Source organism: Allobosea rubneri (assembly GCF_032464875.1).
Classification (GTDB): domain Bacteria; phylum Pseudomonadota; class Alphaproteobacteria; order Rhizobiales; family Beijerinckiaceae; genus Allobosea; species Allobosea rubneri.
In genome coordinates this window covers 29363-49642 of the sequence record NZ_JAWDID010000032.1, presented here as the reverse complement: position 1 = coordinate 49642, position 20280 = coordinate 29363, and the positions used below count along the sequence as shown (strand labels likewise).

Genomic DNA, 20280 nt, shown 5'->3' with positions numbered 1-20280 from the left:
AAGAGCCGCCTGCTTCCTTTGCAGGGCGGGAAGGGAGAATGCCATGACCGTGAAACTGACGACGCTTGCTTCGGTGGCTGCCTTCGCGATGGCCGCGGCCTCGCCGGCCCTGGCCCAGACCGAGATCCAGTGGTGGCACGCGCTGACCGGCGCCAACAACGACGTGGTCGTCAAGCTCGCCGAGGAGTTCAACGCCTCGCAGAAGGACTACAAGGTCGTCGTCGCCTATAAGGGCTCCTATCCCGACACGCTGAACGCCGGCATCGCCGCCTTCCGCGCCGGCAACGCCCCGCACATCCTGCAGGTCTTCGAGGTCGGCACCGGCACGATGATGTCGGCCAAGGGCGCCGTGAAGCCCGTGCACGAGCTGATGAAGGACGCCGGCGAGGCCTTCGATCCCAAGGCCTATCTGCCGGCGATCACCGGCTATTACTCGACCCCGAAGGGCGAGATGCTCTCCATGCCGTTCAACTCGTCGAGCATGGTGATGTGGTACAACAAGGACGCCTTCAAGAAGGCGGGCCTCAACCCCGACGCGCCGCCCAAGACCTGGCCGGAAGTCTTCGAGGCCGGCAAGAAGCTCAAGGCCGCCGGCTTCGACAAGTGCGGCTTCACCAATGCCTGGGCGACCTGGGCGAACATCGAGCAGTTCGGCGCCTGGCACAACATCCCGCTCTCGACCAAGGTCAACGGCATGGAGGGCTTCGATGCCGTCTTGACCTTCAACAAGGACCCGATGTTCCTGAAGCACTGGACCAATCTGGTCGAGCTGCAGAAGGACAAGACCTACGATTATTCCGGCCGCACCAACACCGGCGAGGGCCGTTTCACTTCGGGCGAGTGCCCGATCATGCTGACCTCCTCGGGCTTCTTCGGCAACGTCAAGGCGAACGCCAAGTTCGACTGGGCCAACGCGCCGATGCCGTATTATCCGGAGGCCGCCGGCGCCCCGCAGAACTCGATCATCGGCGGCGCCTCGCTCTGGGTGATGGGCGGCAAGAAGGCTGATGAATACAAGGGCGTCGCCAAGTTCTTCACCTTCCTGTCGAATGTCGACCGCCAGGTGAAGCTGCACACCGAGTCCGGTTATCTGCCGATCACCAAGGCCGCCTATGAGAAGGTCAAGGCTTCGGGCTTCTACAAGGACAAGCCCTATCTCGAGACACCGATCCTCGAGCTCAACAACAAGGAGCCGACCGACAACTCGAAGGGCCTGCGCTATGGCAGCCTCGTCCAGATCCGCGATATCTGGTCCGAGGAGCTGGAGGCGGCGCTGAACGGCCAGAAGTCGCCGCAGGCGGCGCTCGATGCCGCGGCTGAGCGTGGCAACCAGATGCTGCGCCAGTTCGAGCGCACGGCCAAGTAAGGCCGCTGACCGGAGGCCGGGACGCCCGTCCCGGCCTTCTTCTTCCTGCCAGGGCGGCCGATGCAGAAATACGCGCACTTCAAGGGCCTGACGATCCCGCTGCTTCTGCTCTTGCCGCAGCTCGCGATCACGCTCGTCTTCTTCTACTGGCCGGCGAGCCAGGCGGTCTGGCAGAGCTTCCTACTGCAGGACGCCTTCGGCATTTCGACCGAATTCGTCTGGTTCGAGAATTATCGCCAGCTCTTCTCCAGCCCGGAGTACTACAAGGCGCTGGTCAACACCGCGATCTTCTCGGTCTTCGTCGCGGCGCTCTCGCTGTCGATTGCCTTGCTCTTTGCGGTGATGGCCGACCGGGCGATCCGCGGCGCCGAGATCTACAAGACGCTTCTGATCTGGCCTTATGCAGTCGCGCCCGCCATTGCCGGCGTGCTCTGGATCTTCATGTTCGATCCTTCGCTCGGCATGCTGGCGCGCGGCCTGCGCAGCCTCGGCATCGCCTGGAATCCCAAGCTCGACGGCACCGACGCGATGACGCTGGTGATCATGGCGGCGACCTGGAAGCAGATCAGCTACAATTTCCTGTTCTTCCTCGCCGGCCTGCAGTCGATCCCGAAGAGCGTGATCGAGGCGGCAGTGATCGACGGGGCCCGGCCGATGCGCCGCTTCTGGACGATCATCTTCCCGCTGCTTTCGCCGACGACCTTCTTCCTGCTGGTCGTCAACCTCGTCTACGTCTTCTTCGACACCTTCGGCATCATCGACACCGTGACCGGCGGCGGGCCCTCGGGCGCCACCACCACCCTGGTCTACAAGGTCTTCTCCGACGGCAAGGGCGGCTCCGATCTCGGCGGCTCGGCGGCGCAGTCGGTCGTGCTGCTGATCATGGTGATCGCCATGACCGCCTTCCAGTTCCGCTTCATCGAGCGCAAGGTGAACTACTGATGGCCTCCGAGCTCACCCTCCCGTCATGGTCGGGCTTGTCCCGACCATCCACGCCTTTTGTGGTCGAAGGCCGTGTTCAAGACGTGGATGCTCGCCACAAGGGCGAGCATGACGGCTGGACGAGCGGAGGCGCGCGCTGATGGCGTCCGTGCTCTGGCAGGAACTCACCGCCGAGGAATTGCGGGCCAAGGCGGCGAACGATGCCGTCGTCGTGCTCCCCGTCGCCTCGATGGAGCAGCATGGGCCGCATCTCGCCGTCGGCGTCGACACCGTGCTCTGCGGCGCCGTCTGCAAGCTCGCGGCCGAGCGCGCCGCGGATCTCGAGGTCGTGGTGGCGCCGACGCTCTGGTGCGGCATGGCCGAGCACCACATGGCCTTCGGCGGCACCTTCACCTTCGACATCCCGACCTATCGCGCCGTGCTGCTCTCGCTGCTGAAGAGCCTGGAGCGGCATGGCTTCCACCGCGTCGTCATCGTCAACGGCCATGGCGGCAACATCGCCGCGCTCTCGGCCTTCCTGCCGGATTTCGCCCGCGAGACCTCGCTCTCGATCCGGGCGACGACCTATTTCCTGCTGGCGCAGCAGGAGATGGCGCCGTTCATGGAAGACCAGACCAGCGTGATGCACGCCTGCGAGGTCGAAAGCGCGATGATGATGGCGATTGCGCCCGATCTCGTCCGCAACGACCGGCTGCCCGAGGCCTTCGGCATGCGCGACGCCGACCCGGCGGCGCTGATGCGCCCGACAGTGGCGCGCTATCGGCCCTTCCGCGAGATGACCGAGACCGGCGTGATCGGCGATGCCCGCAAGGCAACGCCCGAGAAGGGCCGCGCCTTCCTGGATGCGGCGGCGGACGCGCTGGCGCGTCTGCTGCGCGAGCGTGGAGACCATGCCTGATGGTCGAGGACCGCCGCCTGGGCGATGCGATCGCCTATACGATCCTGACGATCGGCGTGCTGATCGTCGCCTTCCCGGTCTGGCTGACCTTCGTCGCCTCGACCTGGGACAACGCCACCATCATCAACGGGCAGTTGCCGCTCTATCCCGGCCCGCATTTCTTCGAGAACTACTACCGCATCCTCTTCGTCGGCACCTCCGGAACGACCCGTGAGCCGGTGATCGGGATGATGTTCAACTCCTTCGTGATGGCGATGACGATCGCGCTGGGCAAGATCTTCATCTCCGTGCTCTCGGCCTATGCGATCGTCTATTACCGCTTCCCGTTCCGGATGGCGGCCTTCTGGATCATCTTCGTCACGCTGATGCTGCCCGTCGAGGTCCGCATCTTCCCGACCTTCAAGGTCGTCTCCGATCTGCGCATGCTCGACAGCTATCAGGGCCTCGCCGTGCCGCTGATCGCCTCGGCGACCGGCACGCTGCTGTTCCGGCAGTTCTTCATGACCATCCCCGACGAACTCCTCGAAGCCTCGAAGATCGATGGCGCCGGTCCGTTCAAGTTCTTCAAGGACACGGTCTGGCCGCTCTCGCTCACCACCATTGCGGCGCTGTTCGTCATCCAGTTCATCTATGGCTGGAACCAGTATCTCTGGCCGCTTCTGGTCACCACCAAGGATTCGATGCAGACCATCGTCATCGGCATCCGCAAGATGATCGTCACCTCCGACGCCCTGACCGAATGGCAGCTCGCCATGGCCACCGCCATGCTGGCCATGCTGCCCCCGGTCTTCGTCGTCATCGCCATGCAGAGGCTCTTCGTGAAGGGCCTCGTGGAAACCGAGAAGTAAGCCGCCAATGGCTCAGGTCACGCTCAGCAACGTTAAGAAGGTCTATGCCGGCGGCGTCGAGGCGGTGAAGGGCGTCTCCTTCGACATCCCCGATGGCGGCTTCTGCGTCCTCGTCGGCCCCTCCGGCTGCGGCAAGTCGACCCTTCTGCGCATGGTCGCCGGGCTGGAGACGATCTCGGCCGGTGAGGTCGCGATCGGCGAGCGCGTCGTCAACCAGGTCGAGCCGGCGGACCGCGACATCGCCATGGTCTTCCAGAACTACGCGCTCTATCCGCATATGAGCGTCTACGACAACATGGCCTATGGCCTGCGCAATCGCGGCACGCCCAAGGACGAGATCGAGAAGCGCGTCGCCGAGGCGGCCCGCATCCTCGCCATCGAGCCCTTCCTGCAGCGCCGGCCGCGCCAGCTCTCCGGCGGCCAGCGCCAGCGCGTCGCCATGGGCCGCGCCATCGTGCGCAAGCCGCAGGTCTTCCTGTTCGACGAGCCGCTCTCCAATCTCGATGCCAAGCTCCGCGTCCAGATGCGCGTCGAGATCAAGAAGCTGCAGCGGGCGCTGGGCGTCACCTCGATCTACGTCACCCATGACCAGGTCGAGGCGATGACGCTCTCCGACAAGCTCGTCGTGATGAATGGCGGCCAAGTCGAGCAGATTGGCGTGCCCTCGGAGGTCTATCGCAAGCCGGCGAGCCGGTTCGTCGCGACCTTCATCGGCTCGCCGCCGATGAACCTCCTGCCCGGCAAGGTCGACGGCCCCGGCATCGTCGCGCTCGGCGAGGCGATCCTGCAGGCCCGCGACCTGCGCGAGGATCTGCCGGCCGGCACGGCGGTCGAGGTCGGCTTGCGGCCCGAGGATGTCGAGATCGCCTCGGAAGGCGCCGCCGGCTCCCTGCCCTTCGACGTCGATTTCGTCGAGGAGCTCGGCGCGACCCAGCTCTTCCACGGGCGCCTCGCCGAGCATGGCTTCGTCATGCAGGCCGGGACGGGCGAAGTCGCGGCGCAGCCGGGCCGGCTCTGGATCACCGTCGATCCCGACCGCGTCCATGTCTTCGACGCCGCCACCGGCTTGCGGCTCGGCCGGGCCTGACGCCTTTTTCGCTCAGTATCCGGCGGCGCGGCGCAAGAGGTCGAGGCCGACCAGGGTCAGCGCTGCCTTCACGGTGATCAGGAACCAGCGCTCGGGCAGCCGGTCGAGCAGCTTGGTACCGGCGATCGTGCCGGCGAAGCCCGAGGCGATCATCGCCGCGATCAGCGGCACCCAGTCGGTGAAGGCGAAGCCGAGGGCGCCGAAGGCGAAGACCTTGAGCAGATGCTGGAAGGTCTGGCAGGCGGCATGGGTCGCGACAAGCTGGCGCTTCTCCAGGCCGAGCGGCAGCAGCAGCGCCTGCACGAAGGGGCCGACGGCGCCGACGAACATGCTGACGATGCTGGCGAGCGCTCCGCCGATCACCAGCCCCGAGGAGGCGAGGCCGGGAATCCGCGGCTTCGGCACCCAGGTCATCGCCAGGATGAAGCTGCCGAGCACGCCGAGCAGGATTCGCTCCGGCAGGGCGATTACGACATAGGCACCGATCACCACGCCGATGACCGACCCGGCGGTGAAGCGCGCCACCAGCGGCCAAAGCGTATGCGCCCGCTGCACGATCGTCCGGCCGACATTGGAGCCGAACTGGACGAGGCCGTGCACCGCGATCACCACGCCGGGCGGCACCGCTCCTGCGAGCGCGCCGAGCATCGCGACTCCGCCGCCAATGCCGAAGGCCGCGGTGAAGGCCGAGGTCAGGAAGCTGATTGCGATCAGCAGGAACGCGATGGCCGGCGAGAGGCCGGTCGGAAGCAGCGTCGGGAGCATGGTGGGAGATTCCAGGCGAGGCTGCCCTTGTGGCATCGCCTGCCTGCTTCGGCAACGCGGCCTGCGGAAACCATTCCGTCGATTTGCGCTTTACAAGCGCCGCCGCAAGGCCTTCCCTCACGTCAAGGCCGGAGCTGCCCGCATGAGGTCGTTCGACCCGCCCGGCGCGGCAAGCAGAGAGCCGTCTCAGGTAGCGTCATTCGGGAGTAGCGTCATGTCCCGCTTCTTCGGCCTTATGGCCTTCGTCTTCGCCGTGCTTTTCAGCCTCAGCCCCGCGCAGGCTGGGGTCAACGTTCGCATCGACATCGCCGCCCAGAGGATGACCGTTACGACCAGCGATGGCGAGGTCCACAACTGGGCGATCTCCTCCGGCCGCAAGGGTTTCCGCTCGCCGAACGGCGTCTATCGTCCGACCCGGCTCGAGCGCAGCTGGTACTCGCGCAAATATGGCGGCGCGATGCCCCATTCGGTCTTCTTCCGCGGCGGCTACGCCATCCATGGCACGACGGCGGTCGGCGCGCTCGGCCGGCCGGCCTCACATGGCTGCATCCGCCTCCACCCGGCCAATGCCGCCAAGCTCTTCGCGCTGGTCAAGAAGCACGGTGCCGGCGCGACCCGCATCGCGCTCAACGGTGCCGCGACCGACAACTATTCGCGCTTCGCCAGCGCCTCAGGCGGCAGCAAGGTCGCCAAGGCCAAGCTGAAGAGCAGCAAGACCCAGATCGTCCAGGCCAAGAAGATCAAGGCCGAGAAGGCGCAATTCGCCGCGAGGCAGCGTAATGCCCCGGGCTGGGGCGAGGCGCGCGAGCAGATCCTGCTGCGGCCGGCCCTGCCGCCGGGCGCCTATGGCTATCAGCCCTATTATGGCGGCTCGGGCTATGGCGGCTCCGGCTGGCGCTGAGATCTCCGGTTAGAGCGCCTCGGCCGAGATCCGCATCCAGCCTTCGAGCGTCTCGCCCGGCTCCAGTCGTTTGAGCGGCGAGGCGGCACGGACCACGGCCTCGCTCGGCGCGCCCGCGGCGTGGCTCTGGGGCTCGACGCAGAGGAAATCGGCGCCGGCCGGTGCCCAGACCACAGGGCAGCGCAGGCTCTCGCTCGCGCTGATCGTGATCGCAAGCCCGGCGGAGGGTGTCTCGATCCGCGCCGTGCCATCCCAGCCGAGGAAGCTCCAGGCCGTCTCCGTTCCGGTCGCGAAGACTGGTTTGCCGGCATAAGGCCCGCCGGCTTCCAGCGCCTGCGTGCCGGTGGCGCGGAACTTCTCGCCGAAGATCAGTGCGCCGGTCGCGGTCATACCGAGCCGCGTATCGGCCGCGCAGGGAAACCAGGGGTGCAACCCCATGCCGAAGGGTAGGGCCGTGTCCGACTCGTTGGTGAGTGAAAGCGCGATGGTCATACCGGCCTCGTCGAGGCGGATGTCCTGCCTTGCCAGGTAGCGATAGGGGTCGGGACCGGCACTACGGCGGTGGACCAGAACGGTATGGCTGATATCCTGCCTTTCCACCTCCCAGGCCGCCTGCCAGCCGAAGCCGTGGATCGTCCCGGAAGGATCGTTAGCCGGCACGGTAAAGCGGATTTCGCCATCGTCGACGCGGCTGTCGAAGGCGCGGTTGGCGAAGGGCAGCATCGCCCAGCAGCCGAACTTGTTCGGTGCGTTTGTCCAGGGCGCGAGCCCCTCCGGCGCGTGCAGCAGCCGGTGCGAGCGGCCATCGGAGCCGCGCCATTCCAGCGCGGCGACGATGCCGCCATGCGCGGGCGAGATCCGGGCGGCATAGGGGCCGGCAGCGAGGGCGAGCATGGGGTGGCTCCGTTCAGGCGATCAGGGGCTGCAGCAGCTTCTGCATCGCGCGCATGCGCGGCAGCAGATTGGTCTCGATCTCGTCGCCGGCGACGCGCTGGGACTGGACCGAGAGGTTGAAGGCGGCGGCGACCTGGCCACGGCCATTGACCAGCGGCATGGCGAGCGAGACCAGGCCGAGCTCGAGCTCCTGATCGACGATCGCATGGCCCTGGACCCGGACCTCGGCAAGCTTCGCCATCAGCGGCTCGATTTCGGTCACCGTATGCGGTGTCAGCGCCGCTGGCTTGCCGGCGAGGATGCGCACTCGCGCCTCTTCCGGATCGAGCGCGGCCAGCAGCACGCGGCCCATCGAGGTACAGAAGGCCGGCAGCCGGGAGCCGACCGAGAGCCCGACCGACATGATCCGGCGCTGGGCCGAGCGGGCGATGTAGACGATCTCGTGCCCGTCGAGCAGGCTGGCCGAGGAGGATTCGTGGGTCTCTTCCGAAAGCCGCTCCAGGAATGGCTGGACGAGCTTGGGCAGCGCCGTCGAGGACAGCCACGCATAGCCGAGCCGTAGCACCCGCGGCGTCAGGCGGAAGAACTTTCCGTCGAATTCGGCATAGCCGATGCTCGTGAGCGTCAGCAGGCAGCGCCGGGCGGCGGCGCGGGAGAGATCGGTGGCACGGGCGACATCGGCGATGGTCAACCGGTCATGGCCGGCATCGAAGCACTCGATCACCGCCAGCCCCTTTTCGAGGGCGGCCATATGGTCGGGCGAGGGCGGCGGGCGCCCCGCTGCGCTGCTTGACCCTGCCAAGGCCTGTCCGTAAAGTTCGAAAATGAAAACGATGTGCGATTAACGCACAAATTCGGAGGAGATGTCAAGGTGGCGAAATTCGTCTCCCTTCAGGAGGGGATCGAGGAGGTGCTGCGCGACGGCGACTCGGTCTCGATGGAGGGCTTCACCCATCTGATCCCGCATGCCGCCGGCCATGAGGCGATCCGCCAGGGCCGCAAGCGCCTGACGCTGATCCGGATGACGCCCGACCTGATCTATGACCAGATGATCGGCATGGGCTGCGCTGAAAAGCTCGTCTTCTCCTGGGGCGGTAATCCTGGCGTCGGCTCGCTGCACCGCCTGCGCGACGCGATCGAGAATGGCTGGCCGCATCGCTTGGAGATCGAGGAGCATAGCCACGCCGCCATGGCCAACGCTTATGAGGCCGGCGCCGCCAACCTGCCCTTCGCGGTCTTCCGCGGCTACAAGGGCGTCGACCTGCCCAAGGTCAACCCGAACATCCGCTCGGTGACCTGTCCCTATACCGGCGAGGTGTTGGCGACCGTGCCGGCGCTGCGGCCCGATGCGGCGGTGATCCACGCGCTGCGGGCCGACCGCGAGGGCAATGTCCTGCTCGAGGGCATTGTCGGCGTGCAGAAGGAGGCGGTCCTGGCGGCCAAGCGCTCGCTCGTCACGGTCGAGGAGATCGTCGAGGATTTCGGGCCGCGCAATGCCAATGCGGTGATCCTGCCGGCCTGGACGGTCACTGCCATCGCCCATGTCCCGGGCGGCGCCTACCCGTCCTATGCGCATGGCTACTACAAGCGCGCCAACGAGTTCTACATCGGCTGGGACAAGATCGCGCGCGAGCGCGACAGCTTTTTGTCATGGATCAAGGCGAACGTCCTGGAAAAGGGCCCTGATGCGTTCGCGCAATACGCCCGGCCCCAGCGTCAGGCGGCGGAGTGAGCGGGATGAGTCACACCCCTTCGGAGATGATGACCATCGCCGCGGCGCGGCTCCTGGGCAATGACGATGTCTGCTTCGTCGGCATCGGCGCGCCTTCGGCCGCCTGCAATCTCGCCCGGCTGACCCATGCGCCCGGCATCACGCTGATCTATGAATCCGGCACGCTCTCGACGCGGCCGAGCGTGCTGCCGCTCTCGATCGGCGACGGCGAGCTCTGCGACACCGCGCTGACCACCGTGCCGGTGCCGGAGATGTTCCGCTATTGGCTGCAGGGTGGGCGCATCACCATCGGTTTCCTCGGCGGTGCCCAGATCGACCGCTTCGCCAATCTCAACACCACCGTGGTCGGCGATTACGCCGCCCCCAAGGTCCGCCTCCCGGGCGGCGGCGGCGCGCCGGAGATCGCCAGCAATTGCGGGCAGATCTTCATCACCATGGCGATGGGCTCGCGCGCCTTCGTCGAGAAGCTGCCCTTCATCACCTCCTTCGGCCACGGCACCGGCAAGGGCGACCGCGAGAAGCTCGGCCTCAGGACCATGGGGCCGACCCGGGTGATCACCGATCTCTGCGTCATGGCGCCGGATCCGGAGAGCGCCGAGCTCAGCGTGATCTCGCTGCACCCCGGCGTGACCCGCGAGCAGGTCCAGGCCGGCTGCGGCTGGCCCTTGCGCTTCGCCGCCGATCTCACCGAGACCCCGGCGCCGAGCGACCAGGAACTCGAGGTGCTGCGCGGCCTGCATGCGCGCACCCGGCAAGCCCATGGAGTGGCGGCATGAGCCTGATCTTTCCCCGCACCGGGCTGAAAGCCCATCCGCTCAACAACGCGCCGGAGTATCGGAGCACGCTGAAGCGGGCGCCCTCGCAGCCGCTGATCCTGCTGCCGCACACGCTGTCGGAGACCAGCGGACCGGTCTTCGGCCACAGCGCGGTCGCCGAGGGCGATTCCGATCTCACCCGCCAGCACGCCGGCGAGCCGCTCGGCGAGCGCATCATCGTCACTGGCCGCGTGCTCGACGAGGGTGGCCGGCCCGTGCCGCACACGCTGATCGAGATCTGGCAGGCCAATGCCGGCGGCCGCTATGTCCACGTCAAGGATCAGCATCCGGCGCCGCTCGACCCGAACTTCACCGGCGCCGGCCGGGCCCTGACCGATGCTGAAGGGCGCTATCGCTTCGTCACGATCAAGCCCGGTGCCTATCCCTGGCGCAACCACCACAATGCCTGGCGCCCGGCCCATATCCATTTCTCGCTGTTCGGGCCGAGCTTCCTGTCGCGCGTCATCACCCAGATGTATTTCCCGGGCGATCCGCTCTTTCCGTTCGATCCGATCTTCCAGTCGATCACCGACGCTAGGGCTCGCGAGCGTCTAATCTCGCGCTTCGACCTCGACACAACCGAGCCTGAATGGGCGCTCGGCTACCAGTTCGACATCGTGCTGCGCGGCCGCGAGATGACGCCGACGGAGGAGCCGCATGAGCACTGATCCGAAGGTTCCGCTCGAACTCACACCGTCCCAGACGATCGGGCCGTTCTTCGCCTATGCCCTGACGCCGCGCGCCTATGGCGGCAAGGAGCTCGCCACCGAGCAGGTCGCGACCGAGGGCGTCGCCGGCGAGCGCATCCGCATCGAGGGCACCGTCTATGACGGTGACGGCGTCCCGGTTGGCGACGCCATGCTCGAGACCTGGCAGGCCGATGCCGAGGGACGCTTCAACGCCGCCGGCAATGCCGGCTTCACCGGCTTCGGCCGAGCCGAGACCAGTGCCGAGGGCGCCTATTTCATCGAGACTGTGCGCCCCGGCGCCCTGCCGGGTCCGAACGGCGCGATGCAGGCGCCGCATCTCACCGTCTCGGTCTTCGCGCGCGGCCTGCTCATCAGACTCGCGACGCGGGTTTATTTCGACGGCGAGCCCGGCAATGTCGGGGATCCGGTGTTGGCCCTGGTGCCGAAGGAACGGCGCGCTACGCTGATCGCGAAGCGCGGCGCCGATGGCGTCTACCGCTTCGATGTCCGGCTGCAGGGCGAGGGTGAGACGGTCTTCTTCGACGTCTGATCGGCGCGCCGCTGTTCTCATGGCGAGGGCTGGGAGCGAAATGACGGGCACGTGCCTCGGCGCATGCGGATCGCGATTGATCCCACGCTCCGCTTGAGGCATCGCTGACCCGGTCATTCGCCCTAACCCCCGCCCACCTCCTGAGCGGCCGGGGGGCACGCCGGAGCCTGCCATGCCCAATCCCCTGATCGCGCTCGACTGGGGCACGACCCGCGCCCGCGCCTTCCTGATCGGCGAGGACGGCACGGTGCTCGACAAGCGCACCGCAGATCGCGGCATCCAGTCGGTTCCGGCCGGCGGCTTTCCCGCCGCTTTCGAGGCGATCGCCGGCGACCTGCGCCGGGCCAATCCGGAGGCTGCCATCCTGCTCGCAGGCATGGTCGGCAGCCGCAATGGCTGGATCGAGGCGCCCTATGTCGCCTGCCCGGCGAGCCCGGCCGAGATCGCCGCCGCCGGCCTGCGCGTCACGCTCGACGACGGCACGGCCGCGACCGTGCTGCCCGGCCTCTCCTGCGACGAGGGCGCCTTCGACGTGATGCGCGGCGAGGAGACGCTGGTTGTCGGGCTCGGCCTCAGCGACGGCATCGCGTGCCTGCCGGGGACGCATTCGAAATGGGCCAAGGTCGAGGGCGGCCGCATCACCCGCTTCGCCAGCTTCATGACCGGCGAGGTCTACGGCCTCCTGCGCGAGCATTCGATCCTGTCGCGTCTGGCGGAAGAGCCGGCCGGCGAGGATGCCGCCGAAGGCGCGCGTCGCGGTATTGCCGCTGCCGCGCGGCCGGGCGGACTGCTCAATGCCGCCTTCGCCGCCCGCTCCGAAGTGCTGGCCGGGCGGATGAGCGGAGGCGCGGTCGGCCCCTATCTGTCCTCGCTGCTGGTCGCGCAGGAGATCGCGGCAGCGCGCGCCATGTTCGGCGGCCTCGAGAACCTGCATCTCGTCGCCGACGGCGTGCTCGCCCAGAGCTATGGCCGCGCGCTCGCGGCCGCCGGTCTCGACCATCAGCTCGTCACGCCGGAAGCCGCCTTCGTTGCCGGTGTGGCGCGCCTCGCTGCGGATCTGCCGGCGTGATCGTCGTCTTCGGATCGCTCAACCTCGATCTGGTGACACCGGTCGAACGCCTGCCCGGTGCCGGCGAAACCGTGCTCGGTCCCGGCTATGCCCTTCATCCCGGCGGCAAGGGCGCCAACCAGGCGCTGGCGGCGCGCCGGGCCGGTGCCCCGGTCGTGCTCGTCGGTGCCGTCGGTCGCGACGCATTCGCCGAGCTCGCAGTGGAATTGCTGGCCGCCGATGGCGTCGACCTGACCCGTCTCGCTCGCGTCGCCGCGCCGACCGGCGCGGCCTTCATCGCGGTCGATGCTCAGGGCCAGAACCAGATCGTCGTCGCCGCCGGGGCCAATGCCGAGGCCAGCGCCGATGCGCTGGCGGCGATGGGTCTCGGCGAGGGCGATCTGCTGCTGCTTCAGCGCGAGGTGCCGGAAGAGCAGTGCCTGAGCGCGGCGAAGGCCATGCGCGCGGCCGGCGGTCGCGTGATCCTCAACCTCGCCCCGGCCGGCGTGCCGGTTCCGGAACTGCTCGGGCTGACCGATATCCTGATCGCCAACGAGCACGAGGCGGCGCTGCTCGCGCAGGGCCTCGGTTGGGCGGAGATAGAGCCGGATGCAATCGCCCAGCGGCTCGATGCCGAGCGCGGCATCGCCTGCATCGTCACGCTCGGCGCCGAGGGCGCGGTCGGCTGGCATGGCGGCGTGCGCCGCGGGCTCGAGGCGCCTCGGGTCGCGGTGGTCGATACCGTTGCCGCCGGTGACAGTTTCGTCGGCGCCTTCGCCGCGGCGCTGCAGGCAGGGTTCGGCTTTTCGGGCGCGCTGCAGCGCGGCCTCGCCGCCGGCTCGCTTGCCTGCACCGTCGCCGGCGCGCAGCCGAGCGTGCCCCGCCGCGAGGCGATCGAGGCACTGGTCGGGCAGAGCTTCCTGTAGATTTTGCGTGATCGGTTTGAGCAGGCGTTAAGCCTGCCGACAGGGCACCCAGGCGGATCTCGCTGGGTTCGGCTTCCGATTCACGCTTCGTCAGCACTCGGCGCGGCTATCTCGCAGCGGAAACGCGTGAAAGGACGTTGGATGGCGCCGCGGCCGATCGTCTGGTCCCTGGGCATAGCCGGCATCACCGGCCTGCTGGCACTCAACCATGCGAACAATCTCGCCTTGGATACCAAGGAGGAGGCGGCTCTCGCTGTCGCCCGCCCGGAGCGCCCCGCTGGGAACCTGGGGGAGCGTCGTTCCCTGACGATCAGCGCCGATGATCGCGGCCAGTACATTGTGCACCCTTCGATCGACAATTATCGGGTCAGGATGATGGTCGATACCGGTGCGAGCGTCGTCGCGCTGATCGACTCCGATGCACGGGCGCTGGGCGTGAAGCCGGATCGCTCGGCCTATAATTACTCCCTTGGCACCGCCAATGGCGTGGTCAGGGGCGCGCGGATACGTCTGCGCGAGATTCGGCTCGGCGACATTCTCGTTCGCGACGTCGACGCCGTGGTGCTGCCCGCGGGCGTACTCGGCGTGAGCCTGCTCGGCACCTCCTTCCTGCGCAAGCTTTCCGGCTATGAGGTCCAGGGCGGAAGGATGGTCCTGCGCGGTTGAGGCTTTCCGTTCCCATCGCCATTCCGATGGGCTATGCCGGCCTTGCGTCCTTGCCCTCTCATGCTCAGGCTCCGTTCATGTAGCCTGTGGCCTTTCCGCTCAGCATGTCTCCTGCGGGCTCTGCCTGGCCCGCTCTCCTCGAAGATGGATGGCCCGATGTTTCCGAAGCCCCTGCCCGAGCTCTTCCCGAACACCTTCGACTATGAATCGCTGCCGATGGTGAAGCCGACCGGCTTCCGCGAATACGATGCGCGCTGGTTCTTCGGGAAAGAGCTCAACCTGATGGGCGTGCAGGCCGTCGGCATGGGGCTGGGCACGCTGATCCGGCGCATGGGCGTCAAGCCCGAGATCGTCACCGCGCACGACTTCCGCAGCTACTCCTCCTCGATCAAGATGGCGCTGGTCACCGGCCTGATGGCGGCCGGCTGCAAGGTTCACGACATCGGCCTCGCCATGTCGCCGATGGCCTATTTCGCTCAGTTCGAGCTCGACGTGCCCTGCGTCGCCATGGTCACCGCCTCGCATAACGACAATGGCTGGACCGGCATCAAGATGGGCGCCCAGCGCCCGGTCACCTTCGGCCCCGACGAGATGGGGCAGTTGCGCGACATCGTGCTCGCCGGCGATTTCGACCTGCCCGGCGGCGGCTCCTATCAGTTCGTCCCCGATTTTCCGGCGCGCTACATCGCCGATCTGACCAATCGCCCGAAGATCAAGCGCAAGCTCAAGGTCATCGCTGCCTGCGGCAACGGCACCGCCGGCGCCTTCGCGCCGCAGATCCTGGAAGCGCTCGGCTGCGAAGTCATTCCGATGGATGCCGAGCTCGACCACACTTTCCCGCGCTACAATCCGAACCCCGAAGACATGAAGATGCTGCACGCCATGGCCGACGCCGTGAAGCAGCACGGCGCCGATGTCGCGCTCGGCTTCGACGGTGACGGCGACCGCTGCGGCGTCGTCGACAATCATGGCGAGGAGATTTTTGCCGACAAGATCGGCGTGATGCTGGCCCGCGATCTCGGCAAGCTCAACCCGGGCGCGCAGTTCGTCGTCGACGTCAAGTCGACCGGCCTGTTCTCTACCGATCCGGAACTGCAGAAGCTCGGCGTCAAGACCGATTACTGGAAGACCGGCCACTCCTACATCAAGCGCCGGGTCCGTGATCTCAACGCGCTCGCCGGCTTCGAGAAGTCCGGCCACTTCTTCTTCAACGCGCCGGTCGGCCGCGGCTATGACGACGGCGTCGTCACCGCCATCGCGGTGATCGACATGCTCGACCGCAACCCCGGCAAGTCGATGGCCGAACTCTACGCTGCCGTGCCCAAGACCTGGGGCACGCCGACCATGGCCGCCAAATGCGCCGACGAGATCAAATACGGCGTCAGCGACAAGATCACCCAGCGGATCCAGGCGATGCAGGCGGCGGGCGAGAAGATCGCCGGTCAGAAGATCGTCGACGTCATCACCGTCAACGGTGTCCGCGTCGTCAACGAGGACGGTACCTGGGGCCTGATCCGCGCCTCCTCGAACAAGCCGGAGCTGGTCGTGGTCTGCGAGAGCCCGGTCTCGGAAGCCCGCATGCGCGAGATGTTCAAGGCGATCGACGGCGTGCTCCGTGAGAACCCGGAAGTCGGCGCCTACAACCAGACGATCTGAGCGGAAGCGACGGAGCCGCGCGGGCATGGCCTGGCGCGGCTCCGTCTGACCTCGCCATCCCGTACTTTTGGAGCGCGCGCTTCGGTGCTGCGCAATAAGGACTGATCCGGCCGGGCTTGCCCGGCCGACAGGCCGCTTACCCCAGCTTGAGCTGCCCAGTGCCAGCTCAGCTCTAGAATCAACGCCTCGACATGCATGCAGATCGCACAGTTGCGTCTGGCCGCGCAGGCCGCTTGGTTAGCGCCGATCGCCCGTCGCGGCGGTGTTGCGGGCCTTGTTCTGCCCGCCGACCTCGTCGAAGAAGCGCTTGACGTCGCCGAGCTGCGCCGCCGGCTGGCAGACGGGCGTGCAGGAATAGCTTTCACGCTCCAGGCCGCGCTGCACGGTCAGCATCGAATCGCTGGCGGCCTGTACCCGTACGAAGGACTCCGCCAGCAGCGTGCCGCTGCCGTCGAGCGCGATCAGGTTGGTCACCCCGAAACTCTTGCCGGTGACGACCATCACGCCGTTTCGCTGGACGGAGACGTCGGCGATTGCGGGGTTGCCGACGATCACGGTTTGCGCCCTTTCGGGCAGGCGCACCACCTTGGCGTGATCGACGGTCACGACCACCGACTCCTGGTGGCTCGCTGCGGAGGCCGGAGCGGGCGCCGGTGCCGGGCGTGTCTGAGCGATTGCCGAGGACCAGACGGGCGCGCTGGCCGCGATGGCGGCGATGAGAACAAGCCGCGAGGCGGTCATCGCAATCAACATAGCTGGCGCCCCAAGATTTCCAACAGGCCGAGCAAAGCCGAAAATGATGAACCAATCCCTAAGATGGCGATCTGGCCGATGCAGAGAGGCACGGTTCGGACGCCAAGGCTTTGGGTAGTGCGTCGAAATTGGGTAGTCTGGCGCTCGGTCGAGGGGGAAATGAAAGTCGTCAGCTTTCGAGGATGGGGACAAATACTGTAGTTCGTAAAATTGTATCAATATATATACGCATAGTTAACTTCTGAATTGAGATAGGATCGTGTTAACCATCCAAGAAACACATGCGCAATTCTCCGAATTCTTGAGTCGCTTTAACTGATCAGCAATGCGGTCCGTGTAGCTTCGCAATTGTCGCTGACCGAAGCCGATCCAGAGCAAGGCAGCAGTCAAACCGTGGTGCAAAAGGAGACTACCATGACCAAGCTTTTCGCTCGCTTCGCCAAGAACGAGTCCGGCGCGACCGCCATCGAGTACGGCCTGATCGCCGCCCTGATCGCCGTTGTCGCCATCGCCGGCATGAACCTGGTCGGCTCGGCCCTCAACGGCATTCTGGGCCGTATCGCGACTGCCCTCGGCGGCGCCTGATCGGCGACCGGACGGTCCCGTATCGCCTTCTGGGCGAGTGCTTCGAACGCCCCGGCTCCACCGGGGCGTTCCTGTTTTTAGAGGGCGGCGCTTGCCCGCCATGGTTCCTCGCCAGCCAGCCGGTTTCCGGCTTTTCCGTAAGGCTTTGGTGAGGCGTCGCAGCCCATGCTTGCTGCGCTGAAAGTCCGGGAGACGAAACATGTCGCTGCCGCTGATCGCCATCCTCGTCGTCTTCCCCGCTGCCATGGCCTATGCGGCGGCCAGCGACATCGTCACGATGACGATCTCGAACCGCCTCTGCCTGCTGTTGGTCGCGGCCTTCGCGATCTGCGCCATCAGCCTCGGCCTCAGCTGGAGCCAGATCGGCTGGCATCTGGCGGCCGGGGTCATCGTGCTCCTCGTCGGCATCGCTCTTTTCGCGGTCGGTTGGGTCGGGGGCGGCGACGCGAAGCTTGTCGCCGCGACGGCGCTCTGGTTCGGCTTCGAGCCACTCCTGCCCTATCTGATGGTGACGGCGATCGCCGGGGGCGTGCTGACCCTCCTGCTGCACCAGTTGCGCCAGGCGCCTCTTCCGGGCCCGGCGGAGAACTGGGCCTGGGCCAAGCGGCTGCATGGCGTCCAGCAGGGCGTACCCTATGGCGTGGCGCTGGCGTTCGGTGCGCTTGCCGTTCTGCCGCAAACTGCGATCTGGCGGGCGGCGATCGGGCTCTGAACTCCGCAAAACGCGCCAGGACTAGGCGATCGCAGCAAAAAGATACGTTCAGTTAACCATAAGTTGACGATTCCAACAGCACGATCCGGCCAAGGGCCAGTTCGTGCTGGCTGAGGATCGTCAGCCATGAGTGCCGCCAGAATCATCATTCTCGCAATCGCCCTGGTCTCCGGACTGGGTGCTGCGCTGCTGATCAGCCGGCCCTCCAAGAACACCCCCGCAGTGAAATACGAGCCCGCACCGACCACGGAGGTGCTGATTGCGGCGGCCGATATCCCTGTCGGCAACCGGCTCGCCGCCAGCGATCTGCGCTGGATTTCCTGGCCGCTGGCCAGCCTTCCCACCGGCGTGATTCGCCGCGAGGATGCTCCCGAGGGCGAGGCCGAGTTCGTCGGCCAGGTTGCGCGGGCGCAGCTCTTCGGCTCCGAGCCGATCCGCCGCGAGAAACTCATCCGTACCGATGCAGGCGGCTTCCTGTCCGCGATCCTGCCGCCCGGCAAGCGCGCCGTCGCCATCACCACGGACAGCCGCGGCGCCAACACCGCCGGCGGTTTCGTCCTGCCCAATGACCGCGTCGACGTGATCAGCACCACGCGCGACGACAACAGCAAGGACGGCTCGCCGCCGTTCAGCGAGGCCATCCTGGTCAATGTCCGCGTGCTGGCGATCGGCCAGAACGTCCAGGACAAGAATGGCGACAAGGTCGTGATCGGCGAAACCGCCACCCTCGAGCTCGACCCGAGCCAGGTCGACATCGTGACCCTGGCGCAGAAGACCAGCTCTCTCACGCTGGTGCTGCGCAGCCTTCAGGATGCCGGCGACCAGAATGCGCCGGCCAGTGAGGGCGGAATGACCCTCGTGCGCTACGGCGTGACCAGTAAGGGCGTGAAGCCATGATCCCCGCCGTGAACGCCTTGCGCACCTTCCGCCGCCCCGCCATGCGGCGGCGCCTCGGTCTTGCCTTGCTGCCGCTCGCCGTGCTGACAGCCGGCGCGCCGGCCCTGGCCCAGGCCACCGGCGCCGCGCCGGTGCTTAATGTCGGCGCGAGCGAGCACGCGATCTCGCGCAAGCTCGATCTCTCGATCGGCCGTTCGCTGATCGTCGAATTGCCGCGCGACGCCAAGGAAGTGTTCGTCGCCAATCCCAAGGTCGCCAACGCCGTCGTGCGCTCGGCCCGCAAGCTCTTCATCATCGGCATGGCCGATGGCCAGACCTCGATGTTCGTGATGGATGCCGAAGGCAGGCAGATCACCGCGCTCGAGATCGAGGTTGGCCGTGATCTCAACGTGCTGCGCCAGACCCTTCGTTCGGCCATGCCGCAGGCACAGATTCAGGTGAAGCCAGCCGGCAACTCGATCCTGCTGGTCGGCACCGTCGCCAACGCCTCCGAGGCGACGCAGGCCGTGGACATAGCGAGCGCCTTCGTCGGCAACGCGACCACCGGCGGGCTGATCCAGACCACGAACAAGGGCGCGGTGATCAACTCGCTGACCATTCGCGGCCGCGACCAGGTCATGGTCAAGGTCGTGGTCTCCGAGGTCTCGCGCAAGGCGATCAAGCAGCTCGGCATCAACTCGACCGGCGAATGGAAGCTCGGCAAGTTCAGCATCACGCCTTCGATCGACAACCCGTTCCCGCTGCAGCCGCAGGCGCTCTCGGCCACCGCGATCGGCGCCGGCCTCGGCAACTCGACCAACTTTACGCTGCGCGCGCTCGAGCGGGCCGGCCTCTCCAGGGTGCTGGCGGAGCCGACTGTGACCGCCATCTCCGGTGAAAGCGCCAAGTTCATGGCTGGCGGCGAGATGCCGACGCCGACGGGTGTGAACTGCGATACCGACCAGCTCACCCGCCGCAACACCAACTGCATCATCCAGCTGCAGTACAAGCCGGTCGGCGTGTCCCTGAACTTCACGCCGATCGTGATGTCGGAGGGTCGGATCTCGATGCGGATCGCCACCGAAGTCACCGAGCTCGACTTCGAGAATCAGATCCGCCTCAACGACAATCTCAATGCGCCGGCTTTTCGCGTCCGCAAGTCGGACACCACGGTCGAGCTGCCTTCGGGTGGTACACTGGCGACCGCGGGCCTGATCCAGCGCATCTCGCGGCAGTCGATCAACGGTCTGCCGGGCCTGATGAACATTCCGATCATCGGCACGCTGTTCCGCTCGCGCGACTATCAGCGTGAGGAGACCGAGCTGATGATCGCGGTGACCCCCTACATCGTGAAGCCGATCGACCCCGGCCAGCTCAACCGGCCGGATGACGGTTTCGTCGAAGCGCACGACGCCCAGACGATTCTGATGGGACGTCTCAACAAGATCTACGGAACGACCAGCGGCGGGCCCGTTCCCCAGGCCTATCGCGGCCGCGTCGGCTTCATAGTCGATTGAGCGCTGCGGGCATGCATCTGCAAGGGATGGCGAGCGTGACGACATATGACAGAA

The 20280-nt window shown here is 66.7% G+C and carries 22 protein-coding genes; 18 read left to right on the top strand and 4 right to left on the bottom strand.

From position 1 onward, the window contains the following. Window positions 1-49: 49 nt before the first annotated feature. From ugpB to RKE40_RS19220, 5 genes are all read left to right on the top strand, one after another. A complete protein-coding gene (gene ugpB, locus RKE40_RS19240; RefSeq protein ID WP_390893455.1) occupies window positions 50-1366 on the top strand; it encodes a sn-glycerol-3-phosphate ABC transporter substrate-binding protein UgpB in 1317 nt (438 codons plus the stop codon). A 60-nt stretch (window positions 1367-1426) separates the two neighbouring features. After that, the gene (gene ugpA, locus RKE40_RS19235) at window positions 1427-2308 is read left to right on the top strand and encodes a sn-glycerol-3-phosphate ABC transporter permease UgpA (RefSeq protein ID WP_316019833.1); all 882 of its coding nucleotides are present in this window, start codon (window positions 1427-1429) and stop codon (window positions 2306-2308) included. Window positions 2309-2447: 139 nt separating this feature from the next. After that, complete coding sequence (locus RKE40_RS19230; protein ID WP_316019832.1) at window positions 2448-3206, top strand: creatininase family protein; 759 nt, start codon at window positions 2448-2450, stop codon at window positions 3204-3206. After that, window positions 3206-4054: a sn-glycerol-3-phosphate ABC transporter permease UgpE gene (ugpE, locus tag RKE40_RS19225; protein ID WP_316019831.1), complete on the top strand. Its 849-nt coding sequence runs from the start codon at window positions 3206-3208 to the stop codon at window positions 4052-4054. Before RKE40_RS19230 ends, ugpE begins: the two co-directional genes overlap by 1 nt. 7 nt (window positions 4055-4061) lie before the next feature. Beyond that, entirely contained in the window at window positions 4062-5141 is a 1080-nt protein-coding gene (locus tag RKE40_RS19220; protein WP_316019830.1) for a sn-glycerol-3-phosphate import ATP-binding protein UgpC, read from the top strand. A 12-nt stretch (window positions 5142-5153) separates the two neighbouring features. Here the strand turns inward: RKE40_RS19220 and RKE40_RS19215 are convergent, their stop codons facing one another. Further along, complete coding sequence (locus RKE40_RS19215) at window positions 5154-5906, bottom strand: sulfite exporter TauE/SafE family protein (RefSeq protein WP_316019829.1); 753 nt, start codon at window positions 5904-5906, stop codon at window positions 5154-5156. Window positions 5907-6120: 214 nt separating this feature from the next. On the opposite strand from RKE40_RS19215, the gene RKE40_RS19210 reads away from it, so the two are divergent. Continuing rightward, window positions 6121-6807, top strand: coding sequence for a L,D-transpeptidase (locus RKE40_RS19210; RefSeq protein ID WP_316019828.1), 687 nt, complete (start codon window positions 6121-6123; stop codon window positions 6805-6807). Between the two features lie 9 nt (window positions 6808-6816). Here RKE40_RS19210 and RKE40_RS19205 read toward each other — a convergent pair whose 3' ends face one another. Both RKE40_RS19205 and RKE40_RS19200 read right to left on the bottom strand, forming a co-directional pair. Next, window positions 6817-7701, bottom strand: a complete 885-nt coding sequence (locus tag RKE40_RS19205) for an aldose epimerase family protein (RefSeq protein ID WP_316019827.1) — start codon at window positions 7699-7701, stop codon at window positions 6817-6819. A gap of 13 nt (window positions 7702-7714) precedes the next feature. Next, the gene (locus RKE40_RS19200) at window positions 7715-8452 is read right to left on the bottom strand and encodes an IclR family transcriptional regulator domain-containing protein (protein ID WP_316019826.1); all 738 of its coding nucleotides are present in this window, start codon (window positions 8450-8452) and stop codon (window positions 7715-7717) included. A 120-nt stretch (window positions 8453-8572) separates the two neighbouring features. Here RKE40_RS19200 and RKE40_RS19195 point away from each other — a divergent pair, with 120 nt between their 5' ends. The 8 genes from RKE40_RS19195 (at window position 8573) to RKE40_RS19160 (ending at window position 15783) form a co-directional block, all read left to right on the top strand. Then, the gene (locus RKE40_RS19195; protein ID WP_316019825.1) at window positions 8573-9433 is read left to right on the top strand and encodes a CoA transferase subunit A; all 861 of its coding nucleotides are present in this window, start codon (window positions 8573-8575) and stop codon (window positions 9431-9433) included. 5 nt (window positions 9434-9438) lie between these two features. Then, entirely contained in the window at window positions 9439-10209 is a 771-nt protein-coding gene (locus tag RKE40_RS19190) for a CoA-transferase subunit beta (RefSeq protein ID WP_316019824.1), read from the top strand. Further along, on the top strand, window positions 10206-10916 hold the full coding sequence (gene pcaH / locus RKE40_RS19185; protein WP_316019823.1) for a protocatechuate 3,4-dioxygenase subunit beta: 711 nt from the start codon (window positions 10206-10208) through the stop codon (window positions 10914-10916). The genes RKE40_RS19190 and pcaH overlap by 4 nt, the downstream gene beginning before the upstream one ends. Continuing rightward, entirely contained in the window at window positions 10906-11487 is a 582-nt protein-coding gene (gene pcaG / locus RKE40_RS19180) for a protocatechuate 3,4-dioxygenase subunit alpha (RefSeq protein ID WP_316019822.1), read from the top strand. The genes pcaH and pcaG overlap by 11 nt, the downstream gene beginning before the upstream one ends. Window positions 11488-11659: 172 nt before the next feature. After that, window positions 11660-12556 (top strand): 2-dehydro-3-deoxygalactonokinase, encoded by an 897-nt coding sequence (locus RKE40_RS19175; protein ID WP_316019821.1) that lies wholly within the window; start codon window positions 11660-11662, stop codon window positions 12554-12556. After that, window positions 12553-13461, top strand: a complete 909-nt coding sequence (locus RKE40_RS19170; RefSeq protein WP_316019820.1) for a ribokinase — start codon at window positions 12553-12555, stop codon at window positions 13459-13461. The genes RKE40_RS19175 and RKE40_RS19170 overlap by 4 nt, the downstream gene beginning before the upstream one ends. A gap of 141 nt (window positions 13462-13602) precedes the next feature. Beyond that, the gene (locus RKE40_RS19165; protein WP_316019819.1) at window positions 13603-14127 is read left to right on the top strand and encodes a retropepsin-like aspartic protease family protein; all 525 of its coding nucleotides are present in this window, start codon (window positions 13603-13605) and stop codon (window positions 14125-14127) included. Window positions 14128-14283: 156 nt separating this feature from the next. Continuing rightward, window positions 14284-15783, top strand: coding sequence for a phosphohexomutase domain-containing protein (locus tag RKE40_RS19160; protein ID WP_316019818.1), 1500 nt, complete (start codon window positions 14284-14286; stop codon window positions 15781-15783). A 237-nt stretch (window positions 15784-16020) separates the two neighbouring features. Here RKE40_RS19160 and RKE40_RS19155 read toward each other — a convergent pair whose 3' ends face one another. After that, a complete protein-coding gene (locus RKE40_RS19155) occupies window positions 16021-16524 on the bottom strand; it encodes a pilus assembly protein N-terminal domain-containing protein (RefSeq protein WP_316019846.1) in 504 nt (167 codons plus the stop codon). Window positions 16525-16950: 426 nt separating this feature from the next. On the opposite strand from RKE40_RS19155, the gene RKE40_RS19150 reads away from it, so the two are divergent. The 4 genes from RKE40_RS19150 (at window position 16951) to RKE40_RS19135 (ending at window position 20226) form a co-directional block, all read left to right on the top strand. Continuing rightward, the gene (locus tag RKE40_RS19150) at window positions 16951-17121 is read left to right on the top strand and encodes a Flp family type IVb pilin (protein WP_316019817.1); all 171 of its coding nucleotides are present in this window, start codon (window positions 16951-16953) and stop codon (window positions 17119-17121) included. A gap of 199 nt (window positions 17122-17320) precedes the next feature. Continuing rightward, window positions 17321-17833: an A24 family peptidase gene (locus RKE40_RS19145; protein ID WP_316019816.1), complete on the top strand. Its 513-nt coding sequence runs from the start codon at window positions 17321-17323 to the stop codon at window positions 17831-17833. Between the two features lie 126 nt (window positions 17834-17959). Continuing rightward, window positions 17960-18730, top strand: a complete 771-nt coding sequence (cpaB, locus tag RKE40_RS19140; RefSeq protein WP_316019815.1) for a Flp pilus assembly protein CpaB — start codon at window positions 17960-17962, stop codon at window positions 18728-18730. Then, window positions 18727-20226 carry a type II and III secretion system protein family protein gene (locus RKE40_RS19135; protein ID WP_316019814.1) on the top strand — a complete coding sequence of 500 codons (1500 nt, stop codon included), beginning with the start codon at window positions 18727-18729 and terminating at the stop codon, window positions 20224-20226. The genes cpaB and RKE40_RS19135 overlap by 4 nt, the downstream gene beginning before the upstream one ends. The last annotated feature ends 54 nt before the right edge of the window (window positions 20227-20280 follow it).